Origin of the sequence: Paenarthrobacter aurescens (genome assembly GCF_025421775.1) — a bacterium.
Classification (GTDB): Bacteria; Actinomycetota; Actinomycetes; order Actinomycetales; family Micrococcaceae; genus Arthrobacter; species Arthrobacter aurescens_B.
Map to the genome: position 1 here is coordinate 296,588 of NZ_JAOEFX010000006.1, position 25,392 is coordinate 321,979.

Consider the following 25,392-nt stretch of genomic DNA (forward strand, 5'->3'; position numbering starts at 1 on the left):
GATTGCGAGACTACAACAGCGCGTTGCGCCTGCCCTCGAACGCCCTGCCGAGAGTGACCTCGTCTGCATATTCAAGGTCCCCGCCCACGGGCAGGCCTGAAGCCAGCCGTGTCACGGTGATCCCGATCGATTTGAGCATGCGCGCCAAGTACGTCGCCGTGGCCTCACCCTCAAGGTTCGGGTCCGTAGCGATGATGATTTCCTGGATTGCGCCGTCGTTGAGGCGCGTCAGGAGTTCCCGGATCCGCAACTGCTCGGGACCGACGCCTGCAATGGGATTGATGGCCCCGCCCAGCACGTGATAGCGCCCGCGGAAGGACCGCGTACGCTCAACGGCCAGAACGTCTTTGGACTCCTCAACCACGCAGATCACCGACGGATCACGGCGTGGGTCGCGGCAGATATTGCACGTTTCCTGCTCGGTCACGTTGAAGCAGACACTGCAGAACTTCACGCGTTCCTTGACCGTGGTGATGGCCGCGACGAGGCGTTTCATATCCTCGGGATCGGCCTCAAGAATGTGGAACGCCAGGCGCTGCGCCGATTTGGGGCCCACGCCGGGAAGCCGGCCGAGCTCATCAATCAACTCTTGAACTGCACCTTCGTACACAATGTCCTCATTTGTTTGAAATCAATGCTGGAGTCAGCGGGTTTGCAAAGGAGAACCGTCCAAGGCGCGCTCTTCGATCAGCTTTCCGCCCAGAATACGCTCCACTGCGGCCCGTCCAAAGACCCGCGATTCCTCGATGGTTTCGTCCTCGGGGCTGGGGATGTCCTCAGTCACGGCGGCCGGCGCCGCCTGGGTCCGCACGGGTGCCTGGACACGACCGGCTTGGGCTTCAGGACTGTTCGTCAGCCGCTGGTACAGGCTCTGACGGCCGTTGGGATTGCCCGACGGCGCGTCCTCCTCGAGCGTCGCAACCGAACCATGCGCTTCCTCAGGTTGCGTCGCCAAGGACGGCCACACCGCGGGAGCGTTGCCGGCCCCCGGGTTGCTGGCTGCCGGGGCGCCGCTGCTTGCATGGGCGGGCATGGATTGCGTTGCGGGCCAGCTCGACGCCGGTGCGACGTCCCAGCTGGAGCTGGGGTTTTGCTCGGCATTGGTTGGGTGACCGTAAGCCCCTGTGGTTGCCTCGGGAACCTGCGCTGCAGCTGGCTCGTAGTCCGGGGTGTCCGTTGTTGGGACAGCGGATTCTTCTGCGGCCTGGGGTTGCTTGCCCACATTGGATTCCGTGCCCACAACCCAGGTGCCCGGCGCCTGCTCAACTGCCCTGGACCAAGGGTCGTCTGAGGTCCTGGACGTTGCGGCGGGGGCCGGGGTTGATGGAGCCGTTGCTGCCGGTGCCTGGGTTGATGGAGCCGTAGCTGCCGGAGGCTGGATTGATGGAGCCGTAGCTGCCGGAGGCTGGCTCTGGCGGGTGTATCCGGACGGTGGTTCCCAGTCAGCCGGGGGTTCTTCGTCCAGCGGCGGGGCATCTTCGTCGAGCGGCGGACCCCAGTCGTCGTCAGGGTAGGAGTAATCGCCGGCTGGCTCGGAGGCAGGTGTTTGCACGGGCACGCCGGGAGTGGGCGCGGATGCGACCGGAGCCGGGGCTTGGGCAGGGACCTCCGACGGCGCGGGTGCAGCGGTTGGTGGAGCCGGCGTCGCTGCCTGGGTTGGAGCTGCTGTCGCCGGAGCTGGTGTCGGAGCTTGAGCTGGCGTCGGAGCTTGAGCTGGTGCCGCCGGAGTTGCCGCCGTCGCTGGGGTTGGCGTTGGCACAGGCGCTACGGCAGGGCTGGCTGGGGCGAGACCCCACGCCGAGTCGACCGCTGACACGGGGGCTGTTGGCGGTTCTGCAGCTGTTGCCGCCGGCGATTCACTGTCAGCCGACGCCGGGGCGCCCACTGGGGATGCAGCAGCCGGAGTTTCCCGGCTAGTAGGCGCTTTTGGGTTTGGCTCAGAGCTCGCTGAGCTGTTGCCGCCAGCGACTGCCACGATCTGGCAGTCGATGCCGAGGGTTTTGTGTATTGCCTGGCGAAGGTTCTCTGAGTGATCGGCCCGACCAAAGGCACCGGCAAGGCCGCCGGTTGTGAAAGCGAGCGTCAGGACCTGACCGTCGAACTGGGCCACTTGGGCATTCGGTTCCACCAGCGCCCAGGTGCTGCGCTTGATCTTGGTCAGAGTCTGCAGGACATCCGGCCATGCGCGGCGCAGAGCCTCGACGTCGCCGCTGCCTCCGGCAGTCGGAGTTGGAGCAGCAGCGGGCTGCGGCGCCGGGGCCGGTGCTTGTTGCGCGGCGGGGGCTGCGGGTTGTCCCTGCGCTGGGGGAGGCGTGGGCGCTTGCACAGGCTCGGGCTGCGAGGTGGGTGCCTGGACGGGATGTGCCGGGGCCGGAGCAGCCTGGGATTCAGGAGCCTGCTGGGCTCGACCGGAAACGGGACGGTCCTCAACTGGCCAATCGTTGGTGGACACTCGTGGCGCTGTGAAGGCGTCGCGATGCCCTGCGCCGGAGGACGGCTCCGGTGCGGTGGGTGCCGGGGCAGCAGCCTGTGCCGCGGGAGCCGGGGCGGCCGGGGCTGGGGCGGCCGTGGTTGGCTCGACCCGCGCAGGCGTTGCAGGCGGAGCAACTGCAGCGGGAGCTGGGGCGGGCGTGGTCGGCTCAGCGGCAACTGGTGCCACGGTCGCAGAGGCAGGCGCCGGCGCAGCAGCCGCGGCAGCCGGTGGGGCAGCAGCAACAGCTGGCGCGCCGCCGTCGCCCGTGTAATTCAGGCGGCGTTCCACGCGGTCGATGCGTGCTGCGATACCCCGTTCTGTCTGCTCAGCGCTGGGCAGCAGGATGCGCGCGCACAGCAGTTCAAGGTGTAGCCGCGGCGAGGTGGCGCCGGTCATCTCCGTGAGGGCAGTGTTGGTGACGTCCGCTGCCCGGGACAGCTCGGCGGCGCCCAGGTTGGTCGCCTGATTGCGCATGCGGGCGATCTGGTCCGCCGGCATGCCGCGGAGGATGGCTTGGGCGCTCTCGGGCATTGCCTGGACGATGATGAGGTCGCGGAAGCGTTCCAGCAGGTCTTCGACGAAGCGGCGGGGATCGTGGCCGGTCTGGATAACGCGGTCCACGGCCCGGAAGACAGTAGCGGCGTCCGACGCGGCAACGGCATCCACGATGTCGTCCAGCAAGGAAGCATGCGTGTAACCCAGCAGGGCGACGGCGAGTTCGTAGTCCAGGCCATGAGGGCCGGCACCAGCCATGAGCTGGTCCAAAACGGACAAAGTGTCGCGGACCGAGCCGCCACCAGCGCGGATCACCAGCGAAAGCACGCCGGGAGCTACCGGCACGTTCTCCTGCTGGCAGAGCAGCTCAAGGTAGTGCATGAGCGGCTCCGGCGGCACCAGCCGGAAGGGGTAGTGGTGCGTGCGGGAGCGGATGGTGCCGATGACCTTGTCCGGCTCCGTGGTGGCAAAGATGAACTTGATGTGTTCCGGCGGCTCTTCGACGATCTTCAGAAGCGCATTGAAGCCGGCCGACGTGACCATGTGGGCTTCGTCAATGATGAAGATCTTGTAGCGGTCCCGGACCGGGGCGAACGTTGCGCGTTCGCGAAGGTCGCGGGCGTCGTCCACGCCACCGTGGCTGGCGGCGTCGATCTCGATGACGTCCAGCGAGCCGGACCCGCCGCGTGCGAGTTCGATGCAGCTGGGGCACTTGCCGCAAGGGGTATCAGTGGGGCCCTCGGCGCAATTGAGGCAGCGGGCGAGAATGCGCGCAGACGTGGTCTTGCCACAGCCGCGGGGGCCGGAGAAGAGGTAGGCGTGGTTCACGCGGTTCTTCCGGAGGGCCGTCATCAGCGGCTCTGTGACGTGTTCCTGCCCGATAACGTCCGCGAAAGAGTCCGGCCGATATCTGCGGTACAGGGCAGTTGTAACAGTCACAGGGGAAACCTACCTATAGGGACTGACATTTAAAGTAAGTGACCCCTCATGCACCCGCCAGAGCCCATCTACCCTTGCTACCTTCCGGTCCTGGGGGAGTTCAACAGGATGACGCCACATGAGGGGCCGTCGACAAGCTTACCCGAACTTGGGTTGGGGTTCGAATCGACTCCAACGGCTGTGGATAAGGCTCGACGGCGGGTGGCTGGGTAAGGCGAAATTATCGCCACCCGTTCACCGGCCAGGTCATAAAGGCGGGTTCCTCGTATGGGTGGGCTGCCCGCAAAGCCAGCTCAACGGCGTCGAGCATGTCTTTCTCAACCACGCACTCAACCCTGGTTTCGGGCACCTGCTCCTCAATTCCCACCTCTCCCACGAACGGCTGGGCGCCGGGCAGGGGAGTGAACCGGCCTATCCCAAGGGTGGTGTAGAAGCAATGTGAGTAGTCGCCGATTCGTCCCGCGCCGGCGTCGCCTATCGCTTGGAGAACCTCTTCAATGTGAGTCTCCGGTACGTAAACCACCAAAGCATGAAGCTGCGTCATGGAGACATTTTGTCAGTAACTTCGGCTACAAACAGGTCTCAGCCATTGCAAATCCATAGGCGGCAGCGGACCATGGGTATGTACACCGATTGGGGCAATCTCAAGATTGTGAGCTGCGGGGCCTGGGGGCGAGGGGCCGGACCCGGTAGCTCAACGGTGATACCGCAAGAATGGGCGCGTTGGGGGCGTCCATTTTTCCGTTAACGGGCGTTTCTCCAAGGCCGTTCAGGCGTGGCCAATCCGGCCGATTACACGATGCTGAAATTCTCAGGTACAGTAGTATCTGCTTTCGAATCGGAAGCAAGGAGAATTCGCCTAGCGGCCTATGGCGCACGCCTGGAACGCGTGTTGGGTTAACGCCCTCGGGGGTTCAAATCCCCCATTCTCCGCGGTTGGCCCCAGTCCTTGGACTGGGGCCTTTTGCGTTCCCGGACGCCGTCGCGTGGAGCCGGGCTAGTCAGCGTCGGCCTGTTGCTCTGCATCCAGCTGCTGTGCTGCGGCCACCCGTTCCAGGACTTCGCGGCAGGCTGCGGTTGCGGGATGGATGCGGCCGGCTGTCCTGGTGGAAGTGAATACGGTCCGCTTTGGCAAGCCTGGAAGATCCAGCAGTTGGACGGTGCGGGGTCGTCCGGTCCAGACGAGGTCAGGCATGAGGGCCACGGCGTTCCCCGATTCAATGAGGCGGATCTGGGCTTGGAGGTCGGCCGTTTCATAACGTACATCAGGTTCGAAGCCCGCTGAGCGGCATGCCTGCTCTGCCCAATGTCTGGAAGCGGCACCCCGGGGTTCCATGACCCACGGCATGGAAGCGGTGTCTGCAAGGGAGGAAACGGTCTCGCCGCCGAGTCCTACCGGGGGAGTGGCCAACCGGATGGCGTCGCTGGTGAGAATGACCCGGTCCAGGCCGCTGTGGTGCGGAGCCGCGTGGCCCGGGTACTGCTCGGCCACCACCAGGTCGAAGTCCCGCGCCCACGTTTCGTAGAGGGCTGTCTCGGGCTCGCGCTGCGTCATCTCCACCCGCACCTCTGGATACTCCTGGCGCATGATGCTGAGGAAATCGGGCAGCAGCGCCAGTGCAGCGGATTGGAAGACCGCCAGTCGAACAGTTCCCGTGACCATGGAAAGGGACGCCGCGAGCTCGGTTTCCGCGCGTTCCAGGGTTTCAAGCAGTGCCGCGGTGTGGGCCACGAGGATCTCGGCCTGCGGAGTCAGCTGTACCCGACGACCAGCTTTCCGCAGCAGTTCGACGCCCGCTTCTTTCTCCAGCAAGGTCAGCTGCTGGGATACCGATGAAGGGCTGTATTGCATCGCGTCGGCCACCTCGGCGAGGGTTCCGCGGATCTTTAGTTCGTGCAGCAAACGCAGTCTGCGAACGTCCAGCAAGGCGGCCTCCAAAGGTTCGGGATGGGTAATCAATATTCGTCAGAAAAGATCGCTTTTCCTAATGAGATTGTAGATCCATACTGATGGAAACAAACAAACTTCTCCGCCTCAGAAGGAGCCCCCATGACCAGCACCCTCCCGGATGCCACCGCCCCACGCACCCAGGATTCCGGGCAGTTCGATGCCTTGGCTCAGGAAGCTATCGCCTTGGTCCGCCACTGGCTTACTGAAGCCAGCAAGATCCCCGTGGACGTCTCGGCACAGCGCCTCGCCGGCGTCTTGAAGGACCCAAACGGCCTTGACTTCACCGTCGGATTCGTCGACGGCGTCATCCGCCCCGAGGATCTGTCGGTCGCCGGCCGTAAGCTCGCCGAGCTCGCACCGAAGGTGCCCAAGTTCCTCCCGTGGTACATGCGCAGCGCTGTCCGCGTGGGTGGGGTCATGGCTCCGATCGTCCCGCAGGTTGTCATCCCGATCGCCCGCCGCGTGCTCCGCGAAATGGTGGGCCACCTGATCGTGGACGCCACCGACGCCAAGCTCGGCCCGGCCATCGCCAAGATCCGCCAGGACGGCGTCCACCTGAACGTCAACCTCCTCGGCGAAGCCGTCCTGGGCGAGCACGAAGCCCAGCGCCGCCTGGAAGGCACCCTGAAGCTCCTTGCCCGTGATGACGTGGACTACGTCTCCATCAAGGAGTCCTCCACCGTTGCACCGCACTCCCCGTGGGCCTTCGACGAAGCCGTCGACCACGTCGTTGAGAAGCTCACCCCGCTCTACCGCCTCGCAGCGTCCTTCCCCAAGCCCAAGTTCATCAACCTGGACATGGAGGAATACAAGGACCTCAGCATGACCATCGCGGTGTTCAAGCGCATCCTGGACATGCCCGAGTTCAAGAACCTCGAGGCCGGCATCGTCCTCCAGGCGTACCTCCCGGACGCGCTCGGTGCCATGCAGGAACTGCAGGAATGGGCCACTGCCCGCCGTGCCCAGGGTGGCGCGCCCATCAAGGTCCGCGTGGTCAAGGGCGCCAACCTTCCCATGGAGCAGGTTGAAGCCTCGCTGCACGACTGGCCACTGGCCACCTGGGGCAGCAAGCAGGACTCGGACACCAGCTACAAGAACGTCATCAACTACGCCCTCACCCCGGAGCGCATTGACGCGGTCCGCATCGGCGTCGCAGGCCACAACCTTTTTGATGTCGCCTTCGCGTGGTTGCTCGCCAAACAGCGTGGAATTGCCCAGCAGGGACCGAAAGCCATCGAATTCGAGATGCTCCTCGGCATGGCCACCGGCCAGGCCACCGCGGTCCGCAAGGACGTCGGAAGCCTCCTCCTCTACACGCCGGTGGTCCACCCGGGTGAGTTCGACGTCGCCATCGCGTACCTGATCCGCCGCCTTGAAGAAGGGGCGAGCCAGGAAAACTTCATGAGCGCGGTCTTCGAACTCAGCGAGAACGAAGCGCTGTTCAAGCGCGAGCAGCAGCGTTTCCTGGACTCCCTGGCAGGCATGACGGCCGAAGTTCCGGGCCCCAACCGCAAGCAGGACCGCCGCCTCCCGGCCGAGCCCGCGCCGCTCGAGGGCTTCAGCAACACCCCGGACACGGACCCGGCGCTCCCGGCCAACCGCGCCTGGGGCCGCGACATCCTCGCCCGCATCCCCGGTTCCACCGCCGGTGACAAGATCGTCGAGTCCACCAAGGTCTCCGACGCTGCCGAACTGGACCGGATCATCGCCACAGCCGTGGATCACGGCAAGGCCTGGGGCGCCCGTCCGGCTGCCGAGCGCGCAGCCATCCTGCACCGCGCCGGCGAAGTCCTCGAGGCGCGTCGCGCTGAACTTCTTGAGGTCATGGCTTCCGAAACCGGCAAGACCATCGACCAAGGCGACCCCGAGGTCAGCGAAGCAATCGACTTCGCGCACTACTACGCCGAGCGCGCCAAGGACCTGGAAACGGTCGACGGCGCCACGTTCGTCCCAGCCAACCTCACCGTGGTGACCCCGCCGTGGAACTTCCCGGTGGCGATCCCCGCAGGCTCGACCCTCGCAGCGCTCGCCTCAGGTTCCGCCGTCGTCATCAAGCCTGCAAAGCAGGCCCGCCGCTCCGGTTCCGTGATGGTGGATGCCCTCTGGGAAGCCGGTGTGCCGCGCGAAGTGCTGGCACTCGTGCAGCTCGAAGAGCGTGATCTTGGCACCCAGTTGGTCTCGCACCCCAGCGTTGACCGCGTGATCCTCACCGGTGGCTACGAAACCGCTGAACTGTTCCGTTCCTTCCGTCAGGACCTGCCGCTGCTCGCGGAGACCTCCGGCAAGAACGCCATCATCGTCACCCCGAGTGCCGACCTGGACCTCGCTGCCAAAGACGTTGTGTACTCGGCCTTCGGTCACGCGGGCCAGAAGTGCTCGGCTGCCTCGCTGGTGATCCTGGTGGGCTCGGTGGCCAAGAGCGCCCGCTTCCACAACCAGCTGATCGACGCCGCACGCTCCCTGACGGTCGGTTACCCGGAGGACGCCACCACCCAGATGGGGCCGATCATCGAAGCGGCCAACGGCAAGCTCCTCAACGCCCTCACCACCCTGGGCGAAGGCGAAACCTGGGCCGTCGAGCCTGAGCGCCTCGACGAAACCGGCCGCTTGTGGTCCCCGGGCATCCGCTCGGGCGTCAAGCGCGGCTCCTACTTCCATCTGACCGAGTTCTTCGGCCCGGTGCTGGGTGTCATGACTGCCGAAACCCTTGAAGAGGCCATCGCCATCCAGAACGAGATCGAGTACGGCCTCACCGCCGGCCTGCACTCCCTGGACTCCGCCGAAATGGGCGTCTGGCTGGACACCATCCAGGCGGGCAACCTGTACGTCAACCGCGGCATCACGGGTGCGATCGTTCAGCGCCAGCCGTTCGGTGGATGGAAGAAGTCGGCTGTTGGTGCCGGAACCAAGGCCGGTGGCCCCAACTACCTGATCGGCCTGGGCAGCTGGCTCCCCGCCGAAGCCAAGGCCAAGCGTGGCACCGTGCTTCAGGGTGCGGCCGCGCAGCTGCTCTCTGCTGCAAAGTCCGCTGATGTGACGGCTGACGAGCTTCAGATCCTGCAGCAGTCACTCTTCAGCGACGCCGCAGCCTGGGAATCCGAGTTCGGCACCACCAAGGATGTCTCCGCCCTGTCCGCAGAGCGCAACGTCTTCCGCTACCGCTCCCTCCCCGTCACCATCCGCCTCTCCGAAGGCGAGCGTCTCGCAGACCTGCTGCGCGTCGTAGCAGCCGGTGCAGCAGCGGGATCAGCGCTTAAGGTGAGCTCCGCCGTCGTACTCCCTGACGCAGTGGTGACGGTCTTCGCGAACCTGGGCGTCAGCGTCCGGGTCGAGGACGACGCCGCGTGGCTGGCCCGTGCGGCAAAGTTCGACGCTGGCCGGATCCGCCTGATCGGTGGCGACTTCGCCGCGCTGAGCGCAGCCATGGGCGGCCGCCCCGACGTCGCGGTCTACCACGGTGCTGTGACCCAGGCTGGCCGGATCGAGATGCTGCCGTTCCTCCGCGAGCAGGCTGTGTCCATCACCGCCCACCGCTTCGGGACCCCGAACCACCTGTCGGATCACCTGATCTAGGGGCCTGATAAGGGAGTGCGCCGAAGGGCGGATTCTCGGCTGAAAGCACGCACTTAAGGGTTGAAAGCCAACCCCTTGGCGAAACCCACACAACGTGAGGTGGCGTCGAGGGGTTGGCCTTCGCACTTAAGCTTCCGCGTAGCCCAGCCTTTGCAGCCTGCGGCGGGCCGCTTGCTCGCTCGGTCCGTGGGAGCCCAAGGCAAAACGGACCATGGCCAACACTGCCCTGGCGGCGGTGATCACGGGCGACGGAACGGGACCAAACCGGGCGCGTTGAAGCCCCAACATGTCCCGGTACTTGGGCTCAAGACTTGCGACGGCGGCAGCGAAGAGGATGCGATACCCGGGTTTGAGCAGAGGGCTCAATGGCGGATGCTTGATAAAGGACACCGTCTCGGCGAGCCGGTCATCGGCGCGCAGGACTCCGGAGGCATACCAGCCCTCCAGTTCGTCCCGGACCTGGGCCTCGGTCAACGGGGGATCGGTCACTCCCATAAGCTGTCCCGCGGCCGCCCACTCGCGGACATAAGCATCGGGACCGCCCGGAATGGGCCGGCCCCAGATGCGGTTGGCGGCGATGAAGGAGTCCGCGTAGGTGACGTGGACCCAGCGGAGGAGTTCGGGATCGTTGGCGGCGTATTCGCGCAGGATGCCGTTTCCGTCCACATACGTCCCCCGTACACGCTCGTGGATCTTCCGGACCCGTGCGGTCGCGGCTTCGGCGGCCTCGGTGGAGCCATAGGTCACGGTGAAGATCCACCGAACCGTGTTGGCCAGGCGGCCCAGGGGGTCTTTCTGGAAACCGGAGTGCTCGTACACTCCAGCCAAAGCGCCGGGGTGCAGGGCCTGCATCAGCAGGACCCTGATCCCCGCCACGATGGTAGCCACATGTCCGTGCACCGCCCAGACGGCCGACCCCGGAAGGTGATAACCGGCGTCGTTCCCGTCTGCGAGGCGCGGCACCCACTCCGGAGGCGTGCCCGACGTTCCCGTGAAGGTGCGCTGCAGTTCGTGCCTGTACTCGGTGAGGTAATTCCTCATAAATCCCATGAGACCTCCATTTGGCGGAGGTGTACAGAGCAGATTTTGTACAGGTAATGCCCTTATGAGAGTCACATAAGGGCATTATCTGTACAAAAACTCCGGGGGGTTAGGAGCGGATGCGGCGACGGGAGGGTGCCGCTGCCACCAGCAGGGCGGCAATGGCGACGGCGGCACTCAGGATCAGCCCCGGCCGGTACTGTTCCAGCATGGCTTGGGCGCTGACGGTACCCGCGCCTTGGCCGTGACCGCTGACCAACGCCGTGGTCACCGCCAGGACCAGTGCGGCTCCCACCTGCGTGCTGGTCTGGATCAGGCCGGCCGCCAATCCCTGTTCCGAATCCTTGATCCCGGCCGTCGCCTGGACGTTGATGGACGGGAAGGCCAGCGCAAACCCGACACCCAGCAGGACCACCGACGGCAGGATGTCCAGCACGTAGTTGGGCGTAGTGCCGACGCGGAGGAACAGGACGTAGCCCAGCCCGAGCGCCGTCAGGCCGGTCAGGATCAGCTGCGTGGCGCCAAACTTCTCGATGAGCTTGTCCGCGAAGGGCGCACTGGTCGCCACCAACAAACCGGCCGGCAGCAGGGCCAGCGCCATTCCCAGCGGTGTCCAGCCGAGCACGGACTGCAGGAACATGGTGACGATGAACTGGAAGCTCAAGTAGGAGCCGAACAACCCCACTGCGCTCAGGTTTGCCCGGGCCACCCACCCTTCCTTGAGGATGCTGAAGCGGATCAGCGGGTGCTTGACCTTGTTCTCGATCACCGCGAAGGCTGCCAGCACGGCAACGGACACTGCGAATCCGGCGATTGTTGCCACAGATCCCCAGCCCTGTTCAGGTGCTGAAACCAAGGTGTAGACGAGGCCGAGCATGCCCAGCGCGAGTGTTACGGCACCCCAGATGTCGTGGCCGCTGTCTTCAACAGACGGCTTGTCCTTGGGAATGAACTTCATGCCCAGGAGAACAACCACGACGGCGATCGGCACCGAAACCAGGAACGTCCAGCGCCAGCTGAGGCTGGTCATGAGGCCACCCACCACCAAGCCCAGTGAGAAACCGCTGGCACCAAACGTGGTGAAGATGGACAGCGCCTTGTTGCGCTCGCGTCCCTCCGCGAAGTTGGTGGTGATGATGGAGAAGCCGGTGGGTGCGGTGAAGGCGGCCGCGAGTCCCTTGATGAAGCGGGTGGCGATCAGGATGGCGGGATCGTCCACCAAGCCGCCAAGGAGCGACGCCGCGGCGAAAACGGTCAAAGCAATAAGGAAGATACGACGGCGGCCCAACAGGTCCGCGAGTCGGCCACCGAGGAGCAGGAGGCTCCCGTAGCCAAGGACGTAGGCGGAGACGATCCACTGCAGGGAATCGGTTCCGAGGTTGAGCTCCTGCCCGATGGACGGCAAGGCAACGCCAACCATGGAGACGTCCAGCCCATCAAGGGCCAGGACGGTGCACACGACCATCAGCAGCAGCCACTGGGCGCGCGTCCACCGGACGGCTGAGACCAAGGGCGGCTCGGCGGAAGTTTTAAGGGTGGTGGGTGATGTCATGTCCATCAATGTATATGACGCGTCATTGAATGACAAGGAATATGATGTGGAATCTTATGACGTGGATTCAAATGACGTAATGAACTAGAATCGGGGCATGGCAACGACGCGTGACCGCCAGCTGGTTGAGCAGTGGCGCAGCATCCAGAACTCCTACTTCCGCACGGCAGGAGCAATCGACCGCGCCCTGGAAGCCAAATTCGACATCGGCCTCAACGAGTTCGAAATCCTGGATCTCGTTGCCGAAAGCGAAGAGTCTGCGTGCCGGATGAAGGCGTTGGGGGAGCGCACCCCCATGACGCAAAGTGCGGTTTCCAAAGTTGTTGACCGGCTGGAAAAGGCAGGCCTGGTGTCCCGCCAAACCTGCGTGGATGATCGCCGCTCGTTGTTCCTGGAACTGACCGAGGCCGGCCGCGCGCTGCATTCATCGGCCGCCGTCGAGCACCGGGCGCTGCTCAAGGAAAACCTCGGCTGAGGCTCGCCGCCACGAAGCTCAAGACATCTTGAGCCAAAACTGATGAAACCTTTCCGCTGCAGGGACCTGCGAAGCCTTTATTTCTGATCTGATTCCCGCAACAATGGTGCTTGCACGCCAGGCTGGGGTTTGGTGCCGCTGGCTTTTGGGGAGTGTTTTGTGGGCAAGCATCATGATTCAGACCGGGCAATAAACCTGATCCGCGCAGCAGGCTTCCATCGCGTCCTTATCGCGGGAAGCCTCGCCTTCCTGGCCTTCCTGGCGTTCGGCTTCCAACCCCTGAGCTCCCTTCCAGCGGGCTCGGTTGGTGGCGCTCTGGCGCAGGGCGTCGTCGGGCCCACGGCGTTGGGCACCTTGGTGCCGCCGGAGGCCGAGACACTCGTCATCGATCCCATGCCCGAACCTCCGGAACAACTTCCCGGCACCCCCATGGTCTACTTTGACCGTGCCATGGTCCGAACCGTTGGCAAAGACGGTTCCACCGGCCTCACGGTAGCTTCCGCCGGGTTGTCCCGTCCGCCCACCGGGGCACTGTACGCACCCCTCGAGGTCCTCAACCTGAGTTCCAACTATGGCTACCGCTACAGCCCCTTGACGGGCTTGGCCGGCGAGTTCCACTGGGGCCAGGATTACGCTGCCGCCTGCGGAACGCGCGTTTACGCGGCAGACGCCGGTGTGGTCCGGGCCGTCGGCTGGCACATTTGGGGCGGTGGCAACCGGGTGGAGATCGAACACGGCAACGGCCTGGTCACCACGTACAACCACCTGCAGGCCATCGGGGTCACGAAGGGTCAGTCCGTTCGCGTGGGCGAGGTCATCGCCGAGGTTGGCACTACCGGCTGGTCCACAGGCTGCCACCTCCATTTTGAGACCATTGTGAACGGCCTCCACACCAACCCCAACGGCTGGACCTACCTGCCCATGCGGCAGATTGATCCGCTGCAGGCCATCGCCATGGTCAACTACCAGCCAGGTGTTGGTACGGGCGCTTCGGCGGCCCCGCAGTGGGCCGTTCCAGTAGCCGACGGCACCAACCGTGCCGTCATCGGTGGCGAACACGAAGAACCTGTAGCCCCGCCTGTGGTGGTTCCGCCGGTGACCACGCCTCCGGCCACTTCGGGAAGCACTCCGACAACCACCACCCCGCCTGCGACGCAGACGCCAACACCCTCGCCTTCCGTGACGACCCCGACGCAGACGGCCACGCCGACACCTTCGCCTTCCGTGACGACCCCGACGCCGACGCAGACGGCCACGCCGACACCCTCGCCTTCCGTGACGACCCCGACGCCGACGCAGACGGCCACGCCGACACCTTCGCCGACGGCCTCGGTCACCACACCGGTCACCAGTACGGTCGCACCAACTGTGACCACCCCGGCCGCTCCGGCGCCGGCCGCCGTCGTACCGCCTGCAGCACCGGCTCCCGCACCACCTGCGGTGGTCGCGCCTGCTGCCCCGGCACCTGCGCCCGCTGTCGTTGCGCCGGCCCCGGCACCAGCCGTCACGCAGGCCGTGGCTCCTGCTCCAGCCCCTGTAACGCCGGTGGCTCCAGTGCCGGCTCCTACACCCGCCGCCGTACTTCCGCAAACGCTCCCGGCCGTGATTCTTCCGCCTGGATACGTCCTGGTTGGACCGGACTCGGTCCGGCGACCGGACGGCGTCATTGTGCCGCTGTCCACGCTCATCATCCCGACGCCTTAGACGTCCACACGCTGAAGGAACGCGAAACGCAGGCACCCCTGCGTTTCGCGCCCCAAGCCAGCTCCCGTAAGCTCGATGGCGGTAATCCCGCCAGCCGACGTCGTCAGGAAGCACATCCCATGACCAGCCTGTACAGCATTCCCCTCACCTTCAACGATGGCTCCGAAGCAGACTTCGGCCGGTTCGAGGGGAAAGCCGTCCTGGTGGTGAACGTCGCTTCCGAGTGTGGCTATACACGCCAGTACGCGGGCCTTGAGGAGCTGTACGGCAAGTACCGCGGGCAGGGCCTGGAGATCCTCGGCGTGCCCTGCAATCAGTTCGGTGGGCAGGAACCCGGCGCGGACGAGCAGATCGCGGAATTCTGTGAGCGGAATTTTGGCGTGACCTTCCCGCTGACCAGCAAAGCCAATGTCCTGGGCAAGCAGCAACACCCCCTGTTCGCGGAGCTGACCCGCGATGAGGACGGTCAACCGGCCAAGGTGAAGTGGAACTTCGAAAAGTTCGTCATAAACCGCGGCGGTGAACTCGTGGCAAGGTTCCCATCCGCGGTGGAGCCTGACTCCGAAGACCTTGTGGAAGCAGTGGAGAAGGCGCTGGCATAAAGCCATCAATTTCGAAGGGAGGAAAGTAATTTTCCAACATTCCGCCGGAAATTCGCCAGTTGTTGGCTTGTTGTCTGGTTGGATTGGCCCTACTGGATTGATACGGGAGACGCCGTCTCCCACCAAACGCTAAGGCAAGCTATGGAGCTCATCGAGGCCGAGTACCCCAAACCAGGTCATGTGCTTTTGCACCTGAGTGATCTTCACCTGGTGGGTGGTCCAGGCACGCTCTATGGTTCTGTGGACAGCGCAACCAGACTCCAGGAGATCTGCGACCAGATCATCGCCTCACGGATCAAGCCCGAGGCCATCATCTTCACAGGAGACCTCGCGGACAAAGGCGAGCTGGAAGCGTATAAGCGCCTGCGCGACATGATCGAACCGGTCTGCGACGCACTGGGAGCCAAAGCCATCTGGGCCATGGGCAACCACGACAACCGGGCAAACTTCCGCTCCGCCTTCGTGGACGCCTCCGAGGCAAGCCGGCCCCATGACCCGGTTGACCGAAGCTACTTTGTCAACGGGCTCCGCATCATCACCCTGGACACCACCGTCCCGGGGCACCATTACGGCGAACTGTCAGAATCACAGCTGGATTGGCTGGCCTCCGAACTGGCCACTCCGGCCCCCGACGGCACCATCCTGGCGCTGCACCACCCGCCGGTACCATGCGTCCAGGACCTCGCGGTGTTGGTGGAGCTGCGCGGCCAAGCCGCACTGGCCGCCGTCGTCCGCAATACAGACGTCCGCACCATCCTGGGTGGCCACCTGCATTACTCCACGACGGCGGGCTTCGCCGGCATTCCGGTATCTGTCGCCTCAGCCACGTGTTACACGCAGGATCTGGGCGTGCGCGCGGGCGGACAGCGGGGCCGGGACGGAGCGCAGTCGTACAACATGATCCATGTGTATGAACACACGATCGTGCATTCAGTGGTGCCCATGTCAGGTGGTGTGACCGTGGGCGAACCCCTGGACGCAGCCGAGGTTCAGCAGCGGCTGGCAGAAGCCGGCATCCGCATTCCGCATGAGTCCCGGGTGGGTGCCCACACTTCGCCGGGCACGCACACCTCGTCGCTGCCGCTTGTTTCTCCGGGTGGCTTTACTTCTCCCAAGGCGCCTTGACCGGGAAGTACTTCTCCAGGAAGTCGGTCACCAGGTCCGCTCGTTCGTTTGCCTCAACCTCCGGGAAGCTGCCGTCGTTCAGGCAGAAGAAGTCCATGTGGCGCTTGGCAAGGAGCTTGGGCAAGTAGTGCAGCCCGGCCCACATGGTGGAATCCACATACCGGACCTTGGCGTTGGTCTGCGTCACCGCGCGACCTGTGAGCAAGGCGTAGTAGTGGTAGAAGGAGTTGGTCACTGAGATGTTGTCGGCGGCGCGGAAACGGCTGCCGGCGGTCTTGGCGAATTCGGCCGGGAATTCCTTCTCCATCCGGGCCACCACGCTGCGGCGCAGGGGTGCCGCGGTGTGCTCAAGGTGCCGGGTGGTGATCCTGCCGAAGCGCTCCCACAGCAGTTTGCGGTTGACGCGCGCTGCGTTCTCGAAGCCACTGCGTTCGGCGTCGTTCTCGCCCAGCCCAATGCGCGTGTCAGCTTCGATGAACTTGGTGATGCCGCCAGGGGTGAAGAACATGTCCGGGCCAACGGGCCGGCCAAAGAACATGTCGTCGTTGGAGTACAGGAAGTGCTCTGACAGGCCGTCAATGTGGTGAAGCTGGCATTCCACGGCTTGCGAATTGTGGGTGGGCAGCACTGACTTGTCCGCGAAGAACTCCTCGCTGCGCACAATGGTCACTGATGGGTGGTCGGCCAGCCAGGCCGGTGCGGGGGAGTCGGTAGCGATGAAGATCCGCCGGATCCAGGGCGCAAACATGTGGACCGATCGCAGCGCATATTTCAATTCGTTGATCTGGCGGAATCGGGCCTCATGGTCGTCACCCTCGCCCAGGACGGCCCCGGCCTGCTGTGCGCGCCTCCTGGCGATGTATTCGGGGTCGCTGCCATCTACCCACGAGAAAACGATGTCGATGTCGAAGTCGATGTCGCTGGCATGGTCAGCGAACATGTTCTCGATGGTGGGCCACGTCAGGCCATGCCGCTGGACAGTGCCGCGCACTGCGTCCTGGCGCAGCATGGTGCGGCGGGTCAGGGAATTCTCCACCGGGAGCTCCAGATGGTCGCCCTCGAACCGCCACAGCTCAAGCTGCACGCCCAAGGCAGGGCCGTACCAGAGCCCGCCGCCGATTTCGACGCGGGGGCGGTACAGGCGGAAGATGCGGGATTTTCGGTTGGCGGACAGCTCGCCGTCGGCCACCAGCACCGAGGTCTTCTTTTTTGCGTCCACGGTCATGGAGTAGAACGGCTCATTGTGGAACGCCGACACCAGCGCCTCCCGGACCTCCTTGCGCGACTCCCAGTCGACGGCGACAACGGGCCTCTCGTCATTGCCGCGCACCAGGATGAAATCGACGCCGGCAGCGTCCAAGGCGGCCCGTACAGCCAAGAGATCGGACACCATGGCCTGTTGCGGGGTGAGGTCGCCGTTAACCAGGGCGTACCGCCCGCGGTGACGGACGACGTCGGACCTGTGCCTAAGATGCGCAACGACGGCAGGCGTGATTGCCTCGGCAATCGTGTCCTCTTCGATGGAGGGGCTGCCGTGGTAAATCGGATCGACCTGTGCTTGTGTGATGGCTGTGTCTCCGGGATCGTCGGTGTGCGTGAAACTGGACTCGCTGGTTGTTAGATGGAAAGGGCCTCGCGCCAGCTGCGGAGGAAAGCGCCGCCGGCGTCGTCGTGGATCACGTCGTCCGCCAGTTGGAGGTCAGAGGCCGTCAGGATGGTGTAGGGCTTCACCGGTACGCCGTCTGCGGGCCGGACGTCCACGTGCTTTACGTCGTGATCGTTGTGGTGAAGCCAGTCTGCCATGGCATAGTCCGTGCGGGAATCACCCACGGTCCGCCAAGAGAGCGGAGTGATGCCCTGCGCCGCGAGCAGTTCGACGGCGCGGCTGGCTCCGAGGTCCTTGCCGAGGCGGACGGATTCGATGTCCGTGGAGATGATGGTGGGGTCCAGCCGGTAGTCCGCCGTGTCATCGGATTCCGGTGCATGGTGGTCCAAAATCGCGGCGTTGAGACCATGCCGTCCCATGATGTCCAGGGCGTCGGCGTCGAAGAGTTTCTGTTCGGCCAGGTAGTCCGCGCTGGCCACGTCCAGGTGCTGCTCTACCGAAACCATGGCGCGCTTGGTCTCGTCGAAAAACATGTGCGCGGAATAGTCTTCGGCAACCAGGCGGCGTATATCGTCGCCGTAGGCCTTGGGCACTGCGAGTTCGTGGTCCACGTGGATGGGACCGGGGCCCTCCGCCGTGTAGCTGAACCACACAGCGCCCTTCTCGCAGATGGCGTGGATGACGGTGTTGGCCGGCATCCCGGCGGCAATCATGGGCTCCATGACCTGCTCGCTGATGAACGCGTCAGAGCGGCCCGTGTTGAAAATGACGGGAATGCCCGCCGAGGCCAGCGCCACCATGTCCACGATGATGTCCGGCTTGACGTCGCGCGTCACAGGGCTGGCGATGGGGCCGTCGACATCCAACAGCAACGCCAGGGCAGGCGTAGCGTGGGCAGCGGTCCGGTCAGTACCTTGGAGCGGTGGAGTCATGCCCCTATTCTGTCAGTCCGCGCGGTGACCCTCACAGCTGTGACGTCTGTGACGCCCCACGAAGGATATAGACGGTACTGGTGGAAAGGACGCGCCAGTACCGGCGGACTTTACTGGTCATTGCTTCCTACCTGAATTTGCCTTCGGGATCCGGCGCGCATCGGGTGTTGCCGCCGAGCGTGGTGCCGAAGCTGCTCGTTCCAAGCTGCATGGAGAACCTGCCATCGCCAAAGCCAGTGGTGATCTGGTCTCGGTTCGCCCCCGAGGGCTGGGTTTGTACAACTCTTAGCCCTTTGCTTTCAAAGACTTCCTTTACCGTCTTATGTATCGCTTCAGCCTGATCTTCTGAGATCGCGCCGTGCATGCTGTCGAAATTGAACCGAGTGCCCTCGGTCCCGTCCGGGAGGGGGCACGCCATACCGGGTTTATCGGGTGTAATTTTCGTCCAATCGCCCGGGGCGAGAGCTTGAATTTGTATGAAGATGCCGAGGTATTCCGTGCGGGCTTGTTCCGGCTCCATGGTCTGCTCCGCGGTGCTGATAGGCGGGTTGGTGCTCGGCGCTGAGCCGCATCCTGCAAGGGTGAGAAGAATTACCGCCGCGGCAGTAAGGACGTGTCTGGACCTAGACACCATCAGTAGTCGATTCAACGTTTCTTGATTCCCTCTTTGGCCGCTGTAACCATTACCGTGCCCGTGGAGAGGCTATTTTGCTACCTCCGGGTCCGGGACACAGCGGCTGCTGCCATCGATTATTGTGCCGAGGTCGCCCGTGTATAGGGCGACGGATAACCCATCGGGTCCGAATGCAGTAGTGATGAGCAAATTATTCGTGGTGGTTGATTTATCGAGGGTCTGAACTTTGTACCCGCGTGATTCATAAAATGCTGAGACTTTCTGCCTGAGTGTCTCGCGCTCGGCGGAGCTGAGGGGTCCCGTGGTCCGGCCGCCGGCGAACTGCTTGCCGCTTCCGGTGTCCTGGAAGTTGCAGTATCCACCTGCCGGTACGTCCTCGTTCACCCAGTCACCTGGTGACAAGGCCTGAATCTCATCGAGGAGTCCGAAGAACTCCGTTCTGGCCTCTTCCGGTGTCATATTCAACCCATTCCCACCATTGGGAAGCATGTTGCTTGCGGCGGTTTGAGAGGGTGGGAGACCTCCATCAGCACTCCTGCCCGAAGACCCAGCGGCGCATCCGGACACGAGCAGCAGCAGGACGGCACTGGTGGAAAGTACGCGTCTGTAAAGGGGGCGGTGCATGGTTGTCATCGTTTTCTAGCGAAATTTGCCTTCCGGGTCGGGAACGCAGCGGGTGTTTCCGCCAAGGTTTATTTCGTACTTTCCGGTGGTGAGCCCCATGACGAATTTGTCGGGCCCGAACACGTCGGTGTGTCTGACGAAGTTCGGGCCGCCATCGGATTCTTGCTTCACAGTGAACCCCGTGGACACGAAGACAGTTTTTACCTTGTCGTGCAGAGCGTCCATTTCTTCCCGGCTCAGCGGACTTCGACTGGTATCGATTGAGAATTGGGTACCGTCAGACCCGTCCGGGAGCCGGCAGACATCCCCTTGATATTCGGAGGGCGGCGCGACATCCCAGTCGCCGGGGGCGAGGGCCTGAATCTTGTTGAAGAGGTTGAAGTACTCTGTGCGGGCTTGTTCTGGGTCCATGGTTTGCTCCGCGGTGCTGGTAGGTGGGTTGGTTCCAGGGGTTGTTCCGCACCCTGCAAGGGTGATTAGAAGGATGGCTGCGGCGGGAAGGATGCTCCTGTTAAGGGGGCGGTGCATGGTTGTCATCGTGTCGCATTCGTGAGTTGGTCATTCAAGCCGAGGGCGATTCTGGCTTGGTTATAGCTTGACTGGGTTCTCCTGTCGAAGTACCCGTAGATGCCGTCCTTGCCGCCTGTTTGTCCGTCGTGGGTTTTCGTTGGGAGTTCTGTGGCACCATCCGGTCCCGTGATGCCGTCCGTGCCGAAGGTGACGGCGCCGAATCCGGGGTCTGCGGTGCTTTTACGCTGCCAGCCGAGCCCATGCCCGACTTCAGCTACGTGGTCCCAGTCGTAGGTTCCCCGGTATACGGTGCCGCCGGGGTTCAGGTGGAGATCGTTCACGGAGGTCACGTTATCAGGGGCCCCAACGTCCCCGACGAGAACGAGGTTATCGACAGGCAGCTCGGTTTTTGCTGCCTCCATGGCCCCGAGGGAACCCATGGAGTGCCCGACTGCTGTTGTCATGGCTGCGTTGTCGAGGTTTTGGTGAACGGCGTTGACCCCTGTCGCGTAGTTGCGAAGGGCAGGACCCACGACTTTTGCTTGGTCGTTGCTGAACACACCCAGACCCTGGGCCGGCTCGACACCAATCCAGGCAACGACAGCAATCCGGTTCTTATCCAGCCCGTTGGAACCGGCGAGTTTGCGTTGATCAAGCCGCTGATCATTGGCCTGTTTGGTCTTGGATGCCATGTCCTTGCCGATGGTGGTGTCCAGCCCGGGGAGCTGGTAGGTGACGTGCTTGGCGGCGTCGAGGTCTCCCACGGAAATAGATGCACCGAACCCGGTCTCCGATCCTGTCCCGAGACTAAAGGGAGCGAAGCTGATTAGTTGCCGGATGTCGGATGGATCCTGAGGATTGGTTTTGGCTTGCCCTGGCTGTCGTAGAGCGATTCCCAGACTTTGTTGACCATGCCTTCCTGGGAGCCTTCATCAACTTTTCCGCCGTGCTCTTCGCGGTACTTCTTCCAGTAGTCGTGCATCTGCAGCAACTTTTTGCGGTTGGCAAGGTCCCTGGCGGTCGCGGTGACACCGTTCAGGTTCCCAATAACGTCCGGAAGTGCATCGATCAGAAGGTGCTGTTCTTCACCGACGGTGACTTTCCCGGTGGCGGGCTCGACGGTGTGGCCGAGGCCGGACCACCACGTGGCTGTGGCTACGGGGTCCAGTCCTGGTTGGGTCAGTAGTTCCCGCAGCCGGGCGGTGCCACCATTACCGAGCCACACCTTCAGTTGCGCGGCACTCATGGTTCCGATGTCGTTCAAACCCACTTGGTTTGGGGTGGCGTATTGGATGAAGAGCCCGTTGAGCATGCTGTCTGCGATAGAGCCGCGGCCTGCTGTTTCGAATGTGGTGGCGACCTGCTCTATCCAATCGGCGTCTGCTGCGTTGGCGGCGAGCAGCCGCTCAAAACCAGCAATGAACGATTCAGTCTCGATGTTCACCCAGGAACAGGATGCTGTGAAGCTGCTCCAGGCGTTCCGGACTGCGACAAAGTGTGAGTTCAAGGTGTTCGTGGCAGTCCGGGACACTGAGGCGAAGCCGCGCAGTTTGCCCGGGTCAGCCGAGGTGGTTCCGGTTCCTGGTCCGCCGGCGAACCGGGGCCGGTCCCGCGGAGAAAACACCGCTGAAATAGCCGGTGCAGGGACCGGTGTGCTCTCGGGCATCGGGTCCAGGACCATGGTGGCGACTGTCGCGGATGCTTTCGCGATGTTCCCGGAGAGCAGGTGCTGTTTGCGGATGTTGTCGCGTTGCTGCCAGGCTTCCATGTTCTTTTGCCGGGCTTTTTCTTGCTGGGCCCTGTGCTTGGCCTCGCCGACGTCCTCGGCCAGAGCCGCGAGGACACCTGCCAGCTTGCCGCGATCATCGGACCTGATGCCGCAGGCGTCCTTGAACAGGCGCCCGTAGCCGCCGTTGAAGTCCTGCACTGCCTGTTCCACGGCCCCATGCAGGAAGCCTCCCTCGGCACGCAGGAGTTCGTCGGCGGAGTTCGCGGCAGTGATCAGCGCGTCGGCTGCGCCGTCATCAAAAGCAATTCCCATGCCTGCCCCCAAACCAGAACGATAAATCCAACGATTAGCATAACTGCTGTTTGGGGTTGGGAGTTCAATGCGGCGGACGACTTTAGGAGGGGTGCATGCCAGAGGATGCCAAGGAGCCCCGGTTCCCGACGACGGAGCAGGTGGCCGAGGAACTCAATGTGTCAGTGAACCGGGGCAGGGCGTTGCTCAAGGCGATCTGCGGGCGTCCAGGTCCGGGGCCGTAGGAGCAGGCGCCGGAAGTCACCTTTTGGCTACAACCTGCCTGTGCCGCGGGTCACAAGTTCCGTTAGGGCGCCAACTTCCATAGGCTTGCAGGGTGATCTTCAAAGCTGTGGGCGAGGGACGCCCGTACCCTGACCATGGATACTCGGCGCCGCGGGACTGGGCTGCCTTGCCCCCGCGCCCTATCCGCCTCGATGAATTGGTAACCACCAAACGGACCCTGGATTTGGAGGCATTGTTGGCTGAGGACTCGACCTTCTTTGGTGACCTGTTCCCGCACGTTGTCCAGTACCAGGGCGTCATGTACCTCGAAGACGGGCTCCATAGGGCCGTGCGCACGGCGCTCCACCAGAGGACGGCGATCCACGCACGCGTCCTGGTGATCGATGGCTAGGCTGACGGGTCCGGAGGTGGACACGTCCCCAGCAAAAAAACCTAAGCGTCCCAAGGATGTGACGAAGCTTCACGGCCACCACGTGGTCACCGGACCGGAGCTGCGGGCAACGTTTGCCGAGGATGCCGCTGCCCAGAAGACCCGTTTCCGACGCCGGTTGTTCCACGGAATCGTTCTTGTGCTGCTGGTGGGCGTGATTGCTGCCGGCGCCGTTGGCGCCTGGGCAATCATGAACGGCGTGATCAAAGTCCCCACCGCGATCGCCAGCAAAGCTCCCACCAGTCTGTGCCCCACCACCACGTTCGACTACGTTCCGAACGAAACGGTAAATCTCAATGTCTTCAACGCTACGTCCCGTGGTGGGCTGGCTGGAACCGTCGCTGAGCAGTTCACGGCCCGCGGTTTCAAGGTGGCGTCCGTGGACAACAGCGACACCGCCTACACGGGCGTGGGCGTTGTGGTTTCCGGAGTAAAGGGGCAAGCGGCCGCTTTCAATATCCAGCGCAACCTTGCCGGCACGGACTACTTCCAGGACAACCGCGAGGACGAATCCGTGGATGTCATCCTCACCTCGGGATATGAGGGCTTGGTGGAACCACAGTTGGTGGACCAGACCCCGGGAAAGCTGCTCTGCCCGCGGGAAGACCTGCGGATTGCGGACAACTCCAAGTGGCCGGTCGTACCCACGCTTCCCGCAGGGCAGTAGCCTAGCTGGCCAAGGCGTCGTGGGATGGTGAATCCAACCGGAGGGGCCTGCCCTTTTCGTCGAAGCGGGCACCCGCACCCAGTTGGATGAAGCGCACAGTTTGCGATGTGTGGGCCTCGACGTCGGTGGCCGGGGCCGCCGGGGGAGTCTCGCCGTCGGGCGTTCGGTTGCGTCGTGCGGCGCTGGCAGACAGCGTTCCGTGAATAAGTCGCGCCAACTGCGCGACGTCGATGTCCGGGAGGTATCCCTGTTGGACACCATCCTGCAGGATGTCCTGCAGCAGGATATTGAGGTCGCCCACGTGGTCCGCGAGCTTCGCGAAGGAACCGGGGGAGAGGACTGCGGCCATGGCAGGTCCCGGAGGCAGGTGGCGGCGGCTCAGGTCTTCCACTTGCGCGCGGACGTAGAGGGCCAGCCTGTCCACCGGGTTTTCCAGCGCCGCCAGTGAATCGCGGAGATCAACGATGAATCGTTCGGTCTCATCCAAGGCGTACGCGATGAGGAGTTGCTCCATGTCCGCGTAATAGTTGTAGACGGCAGTGCGGCCAACGCCCGCGTGACGGGCGACGTCCGTCATGGTCAGGCCGGGGAGGCCGTGGGTGAAGAGGAGTTCACCGAAGGCAGTGAGAATCCTCCGTTGGGTCTCGGCGCGTTGGGCAGCATTCGTGGCGGCCGTGATCCTTGGCATATAGACACTTTACAGTGATCTGTCACTAAGAGCTGCGGGTTTTGTCAGGTGTCGCTGTTTCCTTCAGGAGCCCGGGCCGTGGTTTTGCGGATGACCAGGTGCGGTGTCCGGACCACGCTGCCCGGCGACTTTGCCCCATCAATCCGGTCCACGGCACGGCCGACGGCGGCGGCGGCAAGGAGCGGAGCGTCCTGGCTGACAGAGGATAACTGGACGTAACTCAGCTTGGCGAAGTTGCTGTCGTCGTAGCCGAGTACTGAAACATCGGCGGGAATGCTGATTCCCGCGGCCCTGAAGCTTTCCATGATTCCCAGGGCCGACCTGTCGTTGAAGGCGATAACAGCCGTTGGCAGATCGGCCTGAAGGATCTGCCCTGCCCCCATGCCGTCCTCCTCTCCTGGGCCGCCCGAAACAACCACGGGTTGCAGGCGGTGCCGGATCATTTCCGTGCGGTACGCCTCCCGGCGTTTGTCCGACGAGACTGCAGTGCCGCCGTCCACGTGGACGATCCGGCGATGACCCAGGCTAACCAGATGGTCAACGGCCAGTGCGATGCCGGCATGATCGTCACTGCTGACCGAATCCACAAGATCGCCCACGTCATCGCGCAGGAGGCTCACCACCGGCACCTGGCGGGCGTGCAATGCCAGGTCATCCACGCTGAGGGTGGGAGCGATGATGATCAACGCCTCGGCGCCGACGTCCAGCAAGGTCTCGATGGCGCGGGCCTCAGGTCGGCCTCCGGCCACTGCGCTCAGCGTTATCTCATAGCCCTTGGCGGACGCCTCCGCGTACGCGGCATCGACAATCTCCGCGTGAAACGGCTGTGAGCTGGAGAAGGCGAGGCCCAGGAGTTTGGTTCTGCTGCTCCGCAGCAGCCTCGCGCGGGAGTCTGCCCGGTAACCGAGATCGCTGGCCGCCTGCAGGACTCTTTGTCGGGTAGCTTCCGCCGCGCCGGGGGCGCCCCGCATCACGATGGAAACCAAGGCGCGCGAGACGCCAGCCGCTTCGGCTACGTCCATCAGGGTGGGGCGACGCTGCAGTTCTGACATATTTCCTCCAGTTGCAACCAGTGTATAGAACGATCTAGACGAGGCGTGAATCC

23 protein-coding genes, 1 tRNA gene and 1 other RNA gene are annotated in these 25,392 nt (G+C 63.7%); 9 read left to right on the forward strand and 16 right to left on the reverse strand.

Going from position 1 to position 25,392, the window contains the following annotated elements:
* Positions 1-10 precede the first annotated feature (10 nt).
* The 4 genes from recR to N7568_RS14995 all read right to left on the reverse strand — a co-directional run bounded on the left by recR (position 11) and on the right by N7568_RS14995 (position 4,451).
* Positions 11-610: a recombination mediator RecR gene (gene recR, locus N7568_RS14980; RefSeq protein ID WP_261610581.1), complete on the reverse strand. Its 600-nt coding sequence runs from the start codon at positions 608-610 to the stop codon at positions 11-13.
* A gap of 33 nt (positions 611-643) precedes the next feature.
* Positions 644-3,907, reverse strand: coding sequence for a DNA polymerase III subunit gamma and tau (locus tag N7568_RS14985; RefSeq protein ID WP_261610582.1), 3,264 nt, complete (start codon positions 3,905-3,907; stop codon positions 644-646).
* Positions 3,908-3,941: 34 nt separating this feature from the next.
* Positions 3,942-4,038, reverse strand: an RNA gene (ffs, locus tag N7568_RS14990) — signal recognition particle sRNA small type.
* Between the two features lie 89 nt (positions 4,039-4,127).
* Positions 4,128-4,451, reverse strand: coding sequence for a hypothetical protein (locus N7568_RS14995; protein ID WP_261610583.1), 324 nt, complete (start codon positions 4,449-4,451; stop codon positions 4,128-4,130).
* A 304-nt stretch (positions 4,452-4,755) separates the two neighbouring features.
* Between N7568_RS14995 and N7568_RS15000 the strand changes: the two genes are divergently transcribed.
* Positions 4,756-4,840 (forward strand) — tRNA-Ser (locus N7568_RS15000).
* Positions 4,841-4,904: 64 nt separating this feature from the next.
* Here the strand turns inward: N7568_RS15000 and N7568_RS15005 are convergent.
* Positions 4,905-5,834 carry a LysR family transcriptional regulator gene (locus N7568_RS15005; RefSeq protein ID WP_261610634.1) on the reverse strand — a complete coding sequence of 310 codons (930 nt, stop codon included), beginning with the start codon at positions 5,832-5,834 and terminating at the stop codon, positions 4,905-4,907.
* Positions 5,835-5,957: 123 nt separating this feature from the next.
* Here N7568_RS15005 and N7568_RS15010 point away from each other — a divergent pair, with 123 nt between their 5' ends.
* The gene (locus tag N7568_RS15010) at positions 5,958-9,431 is read left to right on the forward strand and encodes a bifunctional proline dehydrogenase/L-glutamate gamma-semialdehyde dehydrogenase (protein ID WP_261610584.1); all 3,474 of its coding nucleotides are present in this window, start codon (positions 5,958-5,960) and stop codon (positions 9,429-9,431) included.
* A gap of 126 nt (positions 9,432-9,557) precedes the next feature.
* On the opposite strand, the gene N7568_RS15015 is transcribed toward N7568_RS15010, so the two are convergent.
* Both N7568_RS15015 and N7568_RS15020 read right to left on the reverse strand, forming a co-directional pair.
* Entirely contained in the window at positions 9,558-10,481 is a 924-nt protein-coding gene (locus N7568_RS15015) for an oxygenase MpaB family protein (RefSeq protein ID WP_261610585.1), read from the reverse strand.
* 100 nt (positions 10,482-10,581) lie between these two features.
* Positions 10,582-12,024: an MFS transporter gene (locus N7568_RS15020; RefSeq protein ID WP_261610586.1), complete on the reverse strand. Its 1,443-nt coding sequence runs from the start codon at positions 12,022-12,024 to the stop codon at positions 10,582-10,584.
* Positions 12,025-12,121: 97 nt separating this feature from the next.
* Here N7568_RS15020 and N7568_RS15025 point away from each other — a divergent pair, with 97 nt between their 5' ends.
* The 4 genes from N7568_RS15025 to N7568_RS15040 all read left to right on the forward strand — a co-directional run bounded on the left by N7568_RS15025 (position 12,122) and on the right by N7568_RS15040 (position 15,930).
* Positions 12,122-12,499, forward strand: a complete 378-nt coding sequence (locus N7568_RS15025; RefSeq protein WP_261610587.1) for a MarR family winged helix-turn-helix transcriptional regulator — start codon at positions 12,122-12,124, stop codon at positions 12,497-12,499.
* 159 nt (positions 12,500-12,658) lie between these two features.
* Entirely contained in the window at positions 12,659-14,203 is a 1,545-nt protein-coding gene (locus N7568_RS15030) for a M23 family metallopeptidase (RefSeq protein ID WP_261610588.1), read from the forward strand.
* Positions 14,204-14,322: 119 nt separating this feature from the next.
* Positions 14,323-14,805, forward strand: a complete 483-nt coding sequence (locus tag N7568_RS15035) for a glutathione peroxidase (RefSeq protein WP_261610589.1) — start codon at positions 14,323-14,325, stop codon at positions 14,803-14,805.
* 141 nt (positions 14,806-14,946) lie between these two features.
* Entirely contained in the window at positions 14,947-15,930 is a 984-nt protein-coding gene (locus N7568_RS15040) for a phosphodiesterase (RefSeq protein WP_261610590.1), read from the forward strand.
* On the opposite strand, the gene N7568_RS15045 is transcribed toward N7568_RS15040, so the two are convergent.
* From N7568_RS15045 to N7568_RS15075, 7 genes are all read right to left on the reverse strand, one after another.
* The gene (locus N7568_RS15045) at positions 15,908-17,323 is read right to left on the reverse strand and encodes a stealth family protein (RefSeq protein WP_439898989.1); all 1,416 of its coding nucleotides are present in this window, start codon (positions 17,321-17,323) and stop codon (positions 15,908-15,910) included. The genes N7568_RS15040 and N7568_RS15045 overlap by 23 nt on opposite strands.
* A 224-nt stretch (positions 17,324-17,547) precedes the next feature.
* Positions 17,548-18,468 carry a hypothetical protein gene (locus tag N7568_RS15050; RefSeq protein ID WP_261610591.1) on the reverse strand — a complete coding sequence of 307 codons (921 nt, stop codon included), beginning with the start codon at positions 18,466-18,468 and terminating at the stop codon, positions 17,548-17,550.
* A gap of 127 nt (positions 18,469-18,595) precedes the next feature.
* On the reverse strand, positions 18,596-18,988 hold the full coding sequence (locus N7568_RS15055; RefSeq protein ID WP_261610592.1) for a hypothetical protein: 393 nt from the start codon (positions 18,986-18,988) through the stop codon (positions 18,596-18,598).
* A 183-nt stretch (positions 18,989-19,171) separates the two neighbouring features.
* Complete coding sequence (locus N7568_RS15060; protein WP_261610593.1) at positions 19,172-19,561, reverse strand: hypothetical protein; 390 nt, start codon at positions 19,559-19,561, stop codon at positions 19,172-19,174.
* A 180-nt stretch (positions 19,562-19,741) separates the two neighbouring features.
* On the reverse strand, positions 19,742-20,137 hold the full coding sequence (locus tag N7568_RS15065; protein WP_157731655.1) for a hypothetical protein: 396 nt from the start codon (positions 20,135-20,137) through the stop codon (positions 19,742-19,744).
* Positions 20,138-20,259: 122 nt separating this feature from the next.
* Positions 20,260-21,000: an alpha/beta hydrolase family protein gene (locus N7568_RS15070; protein ID WP_261610594.1), complete on the reverse strand. Its 741-nt coding sequence runs from the start codon at positions 20,998-21,000 to the stop codon at positions 20,260-20,262.
* 62 nt (positions 21,001-21,062) lie between these two features.
* On the reverse strand, positions 21,063-22,277 hold the full coding sequence (locus N7568_RS15075; RefSeq protein WP_261610595.1) for a hypothetical protein: 1,215 nt from the start codon (positions 22,275-22,277) through the stop codon (positions 21,063-21,065).
* Between the two features lie 95 nt (positions 22,278-22,372).
* Between N7568_RS15075 and N7568_RS15080 the strand changes: the two genes are divergently transcribed.
* The 3 genes from N7568_RS15080 (at position 22,373) to N7568_RS15090 (ending at position 23,599) form a co-directional block, all read left to right on the forward strand.
* Positions 22,373-22,501: a hypothetical protein gene (locus N7568_RS15080; RefSeq protein WP_261610596.1), complete on the forward strand. Its 129-nt coding sequence runs from the start codon at positions 22,373-22,375 to the stop codon at positions 22,499-22,501.
* Between the two features lie 92 nt (positions 22,502-22,593).
* Complete coding sequence (locus tag N7568_RS15085) at positions 22,594-22,893, forward strand: type II toxin-antitoxin system VapB family antitoxin (RefSeq protein WP_011773432.1); 300 nt, start codon at positions 22,594-22,596, stop codon at positions 22,891-22,893.
* Between the two features lie 58 nt (positions 22,894-22,951).
* The gene (locus N7568_RS15090; RefSeq protein ID WP_261610597.1) at positions 22,952-23,599 is read left to right on the forward strand and encodes a LytR C-terminal domain-containing protein; all 648 of its coding nucleotides are present in this window, start codon (positions 22,952-22,954) and stop codon (positions 23,597-23,599) included.
* Position 23,600: 1 nt separating this feature from the next.
* Here the strand turns inward: N7568_RS15090 and N7568_RS15095 are convergent, their stop codons facing one another.
* Both N7568_RS15095 and N7568_RS15100 read right to left on the reverse strand, forming a co-directional pair.
* Entirely contained in the window at positions 23,601-24,287 is a 687-nt protein-coding gene (locus N7568_RS15095) for a TetR/AcrR family transcriptional regulator (protein ID WP_261610598.1), read from the reverse strand.
* 44 nt (positions 24,288-24,331) lie between these two features.
* A complete protein-coding gene (locus N7568_RS15100) occupies positions 24,332-25,339 on the reverse strand; it encodes a LacI family DNA-binding transcriptional regulator (RefSeq protein ID WP_261610599.1) in 1,008 nt (335 codons plus the stop codon).
* Positions 25,340-25,392 lie beyond the last annotated feature (53 nt).